We start from the raw sequence: 11553 nt of genomic DNA, 5'->3' as shown, positions 1-11553 counted from the left end.
TGTGATGAGACAGACACGTTCAAAAAACGTCGGGATTACGCTGTTTATTCTGCTGCTCCTGACTCCGATCTATTGGTTGTTGAACATGTCGTTCAAGACCAATCAGGAAATTCTCGGGGGGCTTACCCTCTGGCCCCAGAATTTCACCCTGGATAACTATGCCGTCATCTTTACTGATCCCAGTTGGTACAACGGCTACATAAACTCGATGATTTACGTGTCCATAAACGTAACCATTACGTTGCTTGTGGCACTGCCGGCGGCCTATGCGTTTAGTCGCTACAAGTTCCTGGGTGACAAACACCTTTTCTTCTGGCTGCTGAGTAACCGGATGGCGCCGCCGGCGGTTTTCCTGCTGCCTTTCTTTCAGCTGTATTCATCGATTGGCTTGTTCGACACCCACATTGCGGTGGCGCTGGCTCACTGTCTTTTCAATGTGCCCCTGGCTGTCTGGATACTGGAAGGGTTCATGTCCGGCGTACCCCGGGAGTATGACGAAATGGCCTATATTGATGGCTACAGCTTTCCAAAGTTCTTCGTGAAGGTGTTTCTGCCGATGATTCGCTCCGGAATCGGGGTAACGGCGTTCTTTGCCTTCATGTTTTCCTGGGTTGAGCTGCTGCTGGCCCGGACGCTGACGTCCGTGGATGCCCAGCCGATCGGTGCAATCATGACCCGAACGATAGGGGCGAGCGGTATCGACTGGGGTGTTCTGGCTGCTGCCGGTTCACTCACCATCATTCCCGGCCTGCTGGTGATCTGGTTCGTTCGTAACCACGTTGCCAAAGGCTTCGCCCTCGGACGCGTGTAAGGAGACGTTTTATGATTGCCTGGATGAACTGGACACCGACCGTTGCCATTTTCTTTGCCGTGATTGCGGGAATTCTGGCAGTAATGACGGTTTACGAAATTGTCTCCCCGTGCACCGAAAGAAAGGGCTTTCTGCCGATTGCCACCACCCGTGGTGACCGGCTGTTTATCGGATTGCTCTCGGCTGCGTACATACACCTGGCTTTCCTGGCTGTAAGCGATATCACGTTATGGGTTGCGCTTGCGGCTTCGGTGGTGTGGCTATTGGTGCTGTTGCGCTGGGGGTGAATCCGTAACCGGATGTTCGTTATGTTCTTTTTGCGAACATCCGGACCTAAAATTTCTTTAAAGGGACTTGTAATGATTTCGAAAACGAACTATTTTTAATTTAATGATCGGAATCGATCACGGGAGATTCCGGTAAAAAAGAATAGCGACCAGAGCGCTATAACTGCGGAAACGAAACCCGGCTGTTTCGTTCCATTCATAAAAAGACGAACGAGGTTGGATATGTTCAACAACAATAAATATCCGAGGACCCTTTTGCTTAGCGCCGCCGTTGGTGTCGCCTGCATGGGTTTGAGCCTGCATGTCAGCGCCGATCAATACAGTGAAGCGGCTGAGAAGTGGGTTAATGAAGCGTTCAAGAACTCTACTCTGAGCAAGGAAGAGCAGCTCAAGGAAATGGAGTGGTTCATCAAAGCCGCTGAGCAATTCCGTGGCATGGACATTAATGTGGTTTCCGAAACCATTGCGACTCACGAATATGAGTCCAATGTTCTGGCCAAGGCGTTTTCGGAAATTACCGGCATAAACCTGACCCATACACTGATTCAGGAAGGCGATGTCATCGAGAAGCTCCAGACCCAGATGCAGTCCGGACGCAACATCTACGATGGCTACGTGAACGATTCTGATCTGATTGGTACCCATTTCCGCTATGGCAAGGTAGTGGCCGTTGAAGACATCATGAACGGTGCCGGTAAAGATCTCACTCTGCCCACTCTGGATCTCGATGATTTCATCGGGCTCGACTTCACTACAGGGCCTGATGGCAAGCTCTATCAGTTGCCGTCGCAACAGTTCGCCAATCTTTACTGGTTCCGGGCCGACTGGTTCGAACGTGAAGATCTGCAAAAACAGTTCAAAGAGATCTACGGCTACGACCTGGGTGTTCCCGTCAACTGGTCGGCCTATGAGGATATCGCCGAGTTCTTCTCGGTTCACGTGAAGGAAATTGACGGTGAGCGCGTTTACGGTCACATGGACTACGGCAAGAAAGACCCTTCCCTAGGCTGGCGCTTTACCGATGCCTGGTTCTCCATGGCGGGTGCCGGCGACAAGGGCCTTCCCAACGGTCTGCCTGTTGATGAGTGGGGTATCCGCGTTGAGGAATGTCATCCGGTTGGAGCAAGCGTCAGCCGCGGCGGCGCAACCAACGGGCCTGCGGCTGTTTATGCCACTACGAAATACGTGGATTGGCTGCGTGAGTACGCGCCCCCCGAAGCTCAGGGCATGACCTTTTCAGAGGCCGGTCCGGTTCCCGCTCAGGGCAACGTTGCCCAGCAGATCTTCTGGTACACCGCCTTTACCGCGAGCATGATCAAGGATGGCCTGCCCGTTGTGAATGAGGATGGCACCCCTAAATGGCGCATGGCACCGTCTCCACGTGGGCCCTACTGGGAAGAAGGTATGAAGCTGGGTTATCAGGACGTAGGTTCCTGGACTTTCCTGGATTCCACGCCTGAGAAACGTCGCCTTGCAGCTTGGCTGTACGCGCAGTTCACCGTATCCAAGACCGTATCTCTGGAGAAAACGATTGCCGGCCTGACTCCGATTCGTGAGTCCGACATCGAGTCTGAGGCGATGACTGAAATGGCTCCGAAGCTGGGCGGCCTGGTGGAGTTTTATCGTAGCCCGGCACGTGTGCAGTGGTCCCCGACCGGTACCAACGTGCCAGACTATCCGAAGCTGGCCCAGCTATGGTGGCAGTACATTGCCCAGGCGGCCAGTGGTGAAGCCACTCCTCAGGAAGCCCTCGACGGCCTCGCCCAGGCTCAGGATCGGGTCATGGAGCGCCTTGAACGTGCCAACGTACAACCGACCTGTGGTCCAAAGCTGAACGAGCCGCGCGACCCGCAGTACTGGCTGGACCAGCCCGGCGCACCCAAGCCGAAGCTGGCGAACGAGAAGCCGCAAGGCAAAACCGTTGCCTATGATGAGCTGCTGAAAACCTGGGAAGAGGCGCGCTAAAGCGAGCTGATTCCTGCAAGAGCAATGTCTGCCGCAACAGGACCCTTTAGTTGCGACAGGCAGAGCACCGTTGTCACGGTGGGTTTTGGCCGGTTGCTTATAGTTCCCCCCCTTTAAAGCATTTCAAGGTAGCCCCTCCCGGGGCCAACCCTGCCGGCCCTTTTTCTACCGTTTTGCCCGCTTTTTGATAACCGCGGCGGGAAGGGTGTGTCCAATGAACAGAATCTCCGTAATTCATCGTTTGTATGCGGGCTTCGGCCTGCTTTGCGTGATCATTGTCTGCTGGGGAGCATTCAATATCAGCATCATGTCTTCGTTCTCGGGAACCACAGACAAACTGACATCGGATGTGTTTCCGCTCAGCGGATTGATTCAGGAAATGGAAGCCCATCGATCACGAACCGCAAGATATTCAGTGGAAGTGGTATCTGCAGTTGATCAAAAGCTGCTGAATTCCCGATCTGACAGACTTTCGGACGCACTGAGCGACCTTGCCGGCAGCCTGGATGCCTTCGGTGCGTCCGACAGTACGGCGATGTTCCCCACGCTCGCTTCGGTCAACCAGTCCGCGAACGCCCAACTGGTTGATCTCCAGACCTCGGTTGAGGCGATAGTGGCCCTCAAGGGTCAGTTGCTGTCGGTGTCGGAGTCGGTGAATTCGGGGCTGAGTGAATTCCTCGCCAATAACGGGGAGATGAAAAGAACCCTGGTCAGGGAAAGCGCTGAACCGGCGGGACGGGATATATACATTCGCGACCTGTTCACCACGGTGATGGAAAACCTGACAAACATTGAGCTGCTAATCATGCAGATGGTGAGTACAGAAGACGCGAATGAACTGAATGCCATCGTCGACAATCTCCGATTCAATACCAGCACCTTTGAACAAGACATATCGGCCCTGGTGAGTGAGGTGCCTCGCCTGGAAGGTCTGCCATCATTGGTTGAGATGTTTCTTGCTGCCGTGAACAATGACGCCGGAATCATCAGCCAGTATTCAGATTATCGTCAGAGCCGGCTTGAATTGGAGTTATTGGCCAGGAAGGTCGACGGCACGCTTTCGGCAATGGCATCCGGACTGGATGAAGCACGACAAACCGTTGCCGAGAAAGCAAGCGCCTCTGTGTTCGCGCTGGATGAAACCGCGCTGAATTCTGAACAGCTGGTTTACTGGCTGTTGCCCCTGGTGGTTCTGATCGCTCTGGCAACGTCAGTCAGGCTTGGACGGATGATCAACCGGCCACTTCAGGCGACCCAGGAACATCTGGCTGCCATGGCCGGGGGCGACTATTCTCGATCCCTCGAATTTCCGGCTTGTGGCGAGTTTATCGACCTGAAGCGTTCCGTGAACCGGTTATCCGAAGCCATGGCGACTGTTTTGGGAAGCCTGCAACAGGCGGGGTCGGACATTTCAGTCATTGCCTCGGGTAACGCCGGGTTTGCCAGGGACTTCAACGAACGGATACGAATTCAGTCCGATGAATTCAGGTCTATTGCAGCGGCGATGACTCAAATGGAGGCTTCTGCCAGGGAAGTAGCTGGTTCGGTTCGGGATACCCATAAACTTGTTGGCAAGGTAAATAAGCAGGTTGAAGACAACCTGTCCGCAGCCGGGCGTGGCATGGACTGTGTTGCTGATCTGGAGCGCCAGGCAGAGCAGACCGCCAGAAAACTGCGTCAGCTTGAGCAGGCTTGCTTCGATATTGGCAGGATTACCGAGGCCATTGATGATATTGCCAACCAGACCAATCTTTTGGCCTTGAACGCCGCCATCGAATCAGCGCGTGCAGGTGATGCCGGTCGCGGCTTTGCTGTGGTTGCAGATGAAGTTCGCGGTCTGGCCCGGAAGACCACCGAAAGCACCGATACGATCCGGAATCTCGTGGAAGGGCTCCAGCAGGAAGCATCGGAATCGGTCAGTTCCATGGACTCCAGCTTTGAACAGCTGCGATCGGTGCGTGAGTTGATGGCCAGTGTCTCAGAAGGAGCCGGCAGAATTGGTTCGGCAATGGGGCAAATTCATCAGGGCGCTGAACATATCCGACATGGTATGGATGAGCAGGAGGATGTCAGTCAATCGGTGGCGCGGCAGGTCACTGAAATCAGCGCCTCGGCGGCTGAAGGCCTTGAAAATATTAACGAATTGGTCACTACCTGTGACAGGCTGGAGGATTCCGTGACCAATATTGAGTCGCTGATGGCTCGCTTTCGTATCTACTGAACAAACTGCCGACCAACCAACTTTCGTTTCCATATAACAAATTTGTCTGATTGGTCGGTTTTTTTCGCTTGATAATGTTCGTTTACGAATATTAATATGTAATTAATGTTCGTTATCCAAAAATAAATTCGCAAACAACAATGATTGAACAGGAACGACGCTATGGAACACATAAAAAAAGTCACGGCCCGGGAAATTCTGGATTCCCGGGGATTCCCTACAGTGGAAGTGGACGTTGAACTCCGTAACGGCGTGGTCGGGCAGGGCCGGGTGCCATCCGGGGCATCCACAGGAACCCGGGAAGCGCTGGAAAAGCGCGACGGTGATGCCGGCCGCTACAACGGCAAGGGCGTCCTGGAGGCAGTCCGGTGTGTTAACCAACGCATAGCACCGGCCCTGGAGGGGCGGGTGGTGTTTGACCAGTTGGTGATGGACCGCCTCATGTGCGAGATGGATGGCACACCCAATAAGGCAGAACTGGGTGCCAATGCGATTCTGGCCGTATCCCTTGCCACGGCCAACGCCGGTGCCAATTACCGGCAACAGCCTCTGTACCGGTATCTTGCCGAGCTCTATGGCTGCAACGGCCCCAGCATCCTGCCGGTGCCCATGATGAACATCATCAACGGTGGGGCTCATGCCGACAACAACGTTGATATCCAGGAGTTCATGATCCAGCCCGTCGGGGCGCCGAGCTACAGCGAGGCGCTTCGGATGGGTGTGGAAACCTTTCATGCCCTGAAGTCGCTTCTCCGGAAAAACGGCCTGTCCACGGCGGTAGGCGATGAAGGTGGTTTCGCCCCGAATCTGCGTTCCAGCGAGGAGGCCCTGGACCTCATTCTGGCCGCTGTTGAAAAGGCGGGTTACCGGCCCGGGTCCGATGTGGTCCTTGCCCTCGATTGCGCCGCTTCCGAATTCTACGAAGATGGCCTCTACAACCTGAACGGGGCTGGCAAACAGTTTACCTCTGAAGAGTTCTCGGATTACCTGCTCGACCTGGCCATGAAGTACCCCATCGCCTCAATTGAAGACGGCATGGATGAAAGCGACTGGGACGGTTGGAAACTGCTGACCGAGAAGCTCGGCGAACGGGTACAGCTGGTGGGCGACGACCTCTTCGTGACCAACACCGCGATCATCACTGAGGGCATCCGCAAGGGCATTGCCAACTCAGTACTGATCAAGTTCAACCAGATCGGGACCCTCACAGAAACTCTGGATGCGATCGGTATGGCCCAGGATGCCGGCTACACCACGGTGATTTCCCATCGCAGCGGTGAGACCGAAGACACGTTCATTTCGGATCTGGCGGTGGCAACCCGATCGGGTCAGATCAAAACCGGCTCACTCTGTCGATCGGACCGGGTCGCCAAGTACAACCGCCTCCTGCGTATCGAGCAGGATCTTGGCGCTCACGCGTTTTATCCCGGTGTCGGCGCGATTCGTTGCGCTCTGGATACCTGAAACCGCTTTTCGGGAGAAACATCATGAGAAAACCGATTCTGATTGGAAACTGGAAGATGAACGGCAGTCTTCAGGCCAACCAGGCCCTGATGGTCCGTGTGCTGCCCCGTCTCAGGATGTTCCGCAAGTCCATAGATCTGGCGGTATGCCCTCCCCACCCCTATCTCTTTCAGGTGCGGGATCTGTTGGGCTATACCGGCATCATGCTGGGTGCCCAGAATGCGTCTGGGTTTGTCTCCGGCGCCTACACCGGCGAAGTCAGCGCCACCATGCTTCAGGAGATGGGCTGCCGCTATGTGCTGGTGGGTCACTCTGAACGCCGGTTGTTGTTCGGTGAAACCAATCAGGAGGTCGCCGCCCGTTACCGGTCGGTTCTTGGTGCCGGTCTCATGCCGGTGCTGTGCGTCGGCGAAACCCTGGAAGACCGGGAGTCCAACCGTACCGCGCTAGTCATTGAGCAGCAGATCCAGGCTGTTATTGACGAGGTAGGTCTGGCGGCCATGGCGAACGGAGTAATCGCCTATGAACCGGTATGGGCTATCGGAACGGGCAAAACCGCAACGCCGGAGCAGGTATCTGCGGTGCACCAGCAAATTCGCCAATTCATCGCGAAAAGTGCACCTGAGGCATCCGATGACATCAGTCAGGAGCTTCGGGTGATATACGGAGGCAGCGTCAAGGCTGCCAATGCCTACGAGTTGTTCAGTCTTGCCGACGTTGATGGTGGCTTGATTGGCGGTGCCTCACTGCATGCTGACGAATTCGGAACGATTGCCGGTGCCCTGGCTGAGGCTTCCGGCATTCTGGCCGGCGAATGCGAAACCAATTGATGGAGATGGAAATGCAGCCAAGACGCTGGATGCAAACCACGTTTTTTCCGAGAAAAACCGACGTACCCGAACAGTTTCGTCGGGGCGGCGTGGAAATAGCGCATACCCTGGTGGCGGGGAAACTGCGCCCCTGGGACGGTCCTTTCGCAGAAGTTCGCAGCCCGATCTGCACTATCGTGCAGGGTGAAAGCGAACCTCAGCCTCTGGTGATCGGTTGGACGCCGCTGATGGACGAGGCGGCCGCCCTCGAAGCTCTGGATGCGGCGGTGCAGGCCTACGGTCAGGGCAGCGGAGAATGGCCCAGCATGTCAGTAGCCAATAGAATCGAACACGTCGAACAGTTCCTCGTGGAAATGCGCTACCATCGGGAGGCCGTGGTAGAGCTTCTGATGTGGGAAATCGGCAAGACCCGAAAAGATGCCTGCAAGGAGTTTGACCGAACCTGCGACTACATCAACGATACTATCCATGAGTTGAAGGTGCTCGACCGACGCTCATCGAGATTTGAAATCGTCGGTGGTGTGGTGGCTCAGACCCGTCGTTTACCGGTGGGCGTTGCACTGTGCATGGGGCCGTTCAACTACCCGCTTAATGAAACGTTCACAACGCTGATTCCGGCGTTGATCATGGGCAACACTGTGGTGTTCAAACCTGCCAAATACGGGGTGCTCCTGATCGGCCCTCTGATGGAAGCATTTCGGAAGTCGTTTCCACCGGGAGTCATCAACATTATCTTCGGACGGGGCAGGGATACCGTCGGACCATTGATGAAAAGCGGTAAGGTCGACATGTTCGCCTTTATAGGAACCCACCGGGGTGCGTCAGCGCTCAAACAGATGCATCCAAAGCCCCACAGGTTGAAGGCTGTGCTGGGTCTGGACGCCAACAATCCGGCCATTGTGCTGTCAGACGCGGATCTTGAGCTCGCCGTCAACGAATGTGTCACTGGCGCGCTGTCTTTCAATGGCCAGCGCTGCACCGCTCTTAAACTCCTGTTTGTCCATGATTCCCTTGCGGATCAGTTTGTCAGTAGGCTATCGGCAGGCGTCAACGAACTCGTTGCGGGGATGCCCTGGGAGCAGGAGGTATCGCTGACGCCATTGCCCGAGCCGGGCAAGATCGGGTTCCTCAGGGCGCTGGTGGACGATGCCGTCGCCAAGGGTGCATCGGTGATCAATGAAGGTGGTGGTGAGGTCAATGGCACGTATTTTCATCCTGCCGTGCTTTACCCGGTAACCGCCGATATGCGCATCTACCATGAGGAGCAGTTTGGGCCGGTCATTCCTGTTGCAGCCTTTGCGGACGAGCAGGAAGTGGTTGAGCACGTCCGGGATTCCAGTTACGGGCAGCAGCTCAGTATCTTCGGTTCGGATTCTGACACGGTGGGCAAGCTGATTGATCTGCTTGCCAATCAGGTAGGCCGGATCAACCTCAATGCCCAGTGCCAGAGGGGGCCGGATACCCTGCCGTTTAACGGACGAAAGGATTCCGCTGAGGGTACGCTGTCGGTATCGGATGCCCTGAGGGTGTTCTCGATCCGCACAACCGTGGCCACCAAGTCCAGTGACAGCAATCGGGACCTGGTGACCGGCATCGTGCGTGGACGACAATCGAAGATCCTGACGACCGATTACCTGTTCTGATCGCCGGATCTTTTAGTGTGGACTCAGAGCCGGAGGGGTTTGCCAGCCTCCCGGCGCCGCTCTTCCCATTCTTCCCGGGTCTGAGCCGCCTGGTCGCCGGGCATGGAATCGATGATGCTGAAATAATCGGAACTGTATTCGTCAGCAATGATTGTGTTGCGCGGTTTTACCTTGACCACATACACCGTCTGGACGTTCTGGTGATCGAATTCCCGCCAGTACTGCTCGTCCTTCAGGAAGGTGTACCTGTGTCCCTCCAGGGCTTCGATCAGGCTGGCGGTATTGGTAGTGCCGGTACGTTCCACCGCATCCTTGTATTGGTAAACAATGCTGTAGGCAGAGGCCGCAGCGGTTGATGGCCGCATTTCATACCGTTCTGAGAAGGCTTCGACAAATTCTTTTCCTCTCGGGTAGTTCAGCTCGTAGGGTACGTTCCATACCCAGGGTGAGCCGCCGATAACGCCTTCCATAATGGTGGGGCCCACCTGACGTGCCATACCGAGGGTGAGGTTGGGCACAACGATCTGCATTTTTTTGGTGAGGCCCATTTCGTAGGCAACATTCAGGGCACGCACCATGTCGTCGCCGAACAGAACCATCATCAGAACCTTGGCATCGCTCGCGTCTGCCTGCTCCAGCGCCTCCCGGAAGTCAGTAATCAGCGCTCGGGGGAAAGGCGTTTTCACGCCCTGGTGGCGGTCGGTATCCTCGGTTCCCGAAAACTTGCGCACAGACTCTTCCACAGACCAGCCCCAGGTGTAGTCAGCGGTTATGTAGAAGTATTCGTCGTCGGCGTGATTGGTGGTGAGATATTGGCTCAGCGCCTTGGCGGTCATCCAGGCGTTGTAGGGCTCCCGGAACATGTGTGAGTGACCTTCGGCACCGGTGGTGGCGTTCGAGTAGGTGAGGGTGCCAAAGTAAATCCGGTTGCGATCCCGCGCAGCCTTGCCAGAGGCAATGGCAACGGCGCTGGACACGCCGCCGAACACCATCTGGACGCCTTCACGGTCGATGAGCTCCGCGGTGTTCTTGGCACCCTGGGCAGGTTCGCCGCGGGTATTTCTGATCACCAGTTCCAACTGGCGGCCCATAACACCGCCGGCTTTGTTGATTTCGTCAACGGCCAGAAAGGCGCCCAGGCGCTGTTGCAGGCCCTGGTCCTTGTAACGACCGGTTTGAGGATAATTCAGGCCGATTTTAAGAGTTTCGGCATAGACGGTGGTGCTCGCCAGCAACAGCAGGCAAGCAGAAAAGAGTACTTTTCTGACGTTCATTCAGGTTGGCCTCCGGAATTGCAGCGCCACTGGGGGGAGGGGCTGCCAATCGTTTTTTTGATTATTTGTTAAGCAGAGCTAGTGTCAGCGCTGATTATGGAGTCAACAATGGGACTAAAGTGGAATTTTGGGTAACAAATTGTAGGTCGGTGACTTATATCAAATTTGCGATGCCCCTCAGGGCACCGCAGTTTGCCGCATTGCCTCCAGTAGGGCGAACCAGAGAGGTCTTGGCAGGACCGTGCGGGCGCCCTCAAGCGCGGCCTCAATTCTGGCCTCACGCATTGAGCCAAGAACCGGGATGGGGGCGCCTGGAAGCTGTCGCAGCCAGGCGATGGCCAATCCTGTTTCGCATAGGCCGGTTGCTTCCCTGGCGGCCTGAAGCAAGCTTTCGGGAACCGAGCTGGGCAGGGTGCCGCCGGCCAGCGGAGACCAGGCAAGCCAGCGAAGCCCATCGTTCAGATGGGCCTCATAGGTGCCATCAACCAGGGGTTCTGAGTGGCTGAGAGAAAGCTCGCTCTGATTGCACACCAGAGGCAGATCGGTATTTTTCTGAAGCCAGCGCCACTGCTCCGGCAGAAAATTGGATACCCCGATATGTTGAATCTTGCCGGCGGTCACGGCCCGTTCCAGGGCTCTCGCCAGTGATTCCGCATCCAGCAGCGGATCTGGCCGGTGAATAAGGAAGGTGTGGATCTGCTCAACTCGAAGCCGGCTGAGTGACTTGTCGATTGCCCCGGAAAAATAATCAGCTTCCGCACGATAGTGTTTGGTGTTCCAGGTGGAGGAGTCCCGATGGGCCGGCACGATCCCGGCCTTGGATATAACCTGCACCTTCTGACGCAGTTCCGGTGAGGCTATCAGTGCCTCGCCAAAAACACGCTCGCACTCGCCATCCCCGTAAATGTCGGCATGATCGAAGACAGTCAGTCCTTCATCCAGTCTTCCGTGGATCCATTTTGCCAGCCTCGCCGGCTGGCAGAGATCGGGATGGTCCAGCAGACGCATCATGCCCGGAATAAGGGGGGTGTCTTCCAGAAATCTCGAATAACTCATGG

Annotated in this window: 9 protein-coding genes; 7 read left to right on the top strand and 2 right to left on the bottom strand. The window is 55.8% G+C overall.

Annotation, left to right across the window (positions count from 1 at the left end; all coding sequences use genetic code 11):
• Positions 1–4: 4 nt before the first annotated feature.
• The 7 genes from A8B84_RS00275 (at position 5) to A8B84_RS00245 (ending at position 9221) form a co-directional block, all read left to right on the top strand.
• Positions 5–811, top strand: a complete 807-nt coding sequence (locus A8B84_RS00275; RefSeq protein ID WP_064228937.1) for a carbohydrate ABC transporter permease — start codon at positions 5–7, stop codon at positions 809–811.
• A gap of 11 nt (positions 812–822) precedes the next feature.
• Positions 823–1098: a DUF2160 domain-containing protein gene (locus tag A8B84_RS00270; RefSeq protein ID WP_064228938.1), complete on the top strand. Its 276-nt coding sequence runs from the start codon at positions 823–825 to the stop codon at positions 1096–1098.
• A gap of 222 nt (positions 1099–1320) precedes the next feature.
• Entirely contained in the window at positions 1321–3063 is a 1743-nt protein-coding gene (locus A8B84_RS00265; protein WP_064228939.1) for an extracellular solute-binding protein, read from the top strand.
• 214 nt (positions 3064–3277) lie between these two features.
• A complete protein-coding gene (locus tag A8B84_RS00260; protein ID WP_064228940.1) occupies positions 3278–5284 on the top strand; it encodes a methyl-accepting chemotaxis protein in 2007 nt (668 codons plus the stop codon).
• Positions 5285–5446: 162 nt separating this feature from the next.
• A complete protein-coding gene (eno, locus tag A8B84_RS00255) occupies positions 5447–6748 on the top strand; it encodes a phosphopyruvate hydratase (protein ID WP_064228941.1) in 1302 nt (433 codons plus the stop codon).
• 23 nt (positions 6749–6771) lie between these two features.
• Positions 6772–7578: a triose-phosphate isomerase gene (tpiA, locus tag A8B84_RS00250; RefSeq protein ID WP_064228942.1), complete on the top strand. Its 807-nt coding sequence runs from the start codon at positions 6772–6774 to the stop codon at positions 7576–7578.
• 11 nt (positions 7579–7589) lie between these two features.
• On the top strand, positions 7590–9221 hold the full coding sequence (locus tag A8B84_RS00245; RefSeq protein WP_064229016.1) for an NADP-dependent glyceraldehyde-3-phosphate dehydrogenase: 1632 nt from the start codon (positions 7590–7592) through the stop codon (positions 9219–9221).
• Between the two features lie 23 nt (positions 9222–9244).
• Here A8B84_RS00245 and A8B84_RS00240 read toward each other — a convergent pair whose 3' ends face one another.
• Complete coding sequence (locus tag A8B84_RS00240) at positions 9245–10495, bottom strand: substrate-binding protein (RefSeq protein ID WP_064228943.1); 1251 nt, start codon at positions 10493–10495, stop codon at positions 9245–9247.
• A gap of 177 nt (positions 10496–10672) precedes the next feature.
• A complete protein-coding gene (locus tag A8B84_RS00235; RefSeq protein WP_064228944.1) occupies positions 10673–11551 on the bottom strand; it encodes an aldo/keto reductase in 879 nt (292 codons plus the stop codon).
• Positions 11552–11553: the final 2 nt, after the last annotated feature.

The organism is Marinobacter sp. EhC06 (assembly GCF_001650915.1).
GTDB lineage: Bacteria > Pseudomonadota > Gammaproteobacteria > Pseudomonadales > Oleiphilaceae > Marinobacter.
This window is presented reverse-complemented; position numbering and strand designations above follow the sequence as displayed.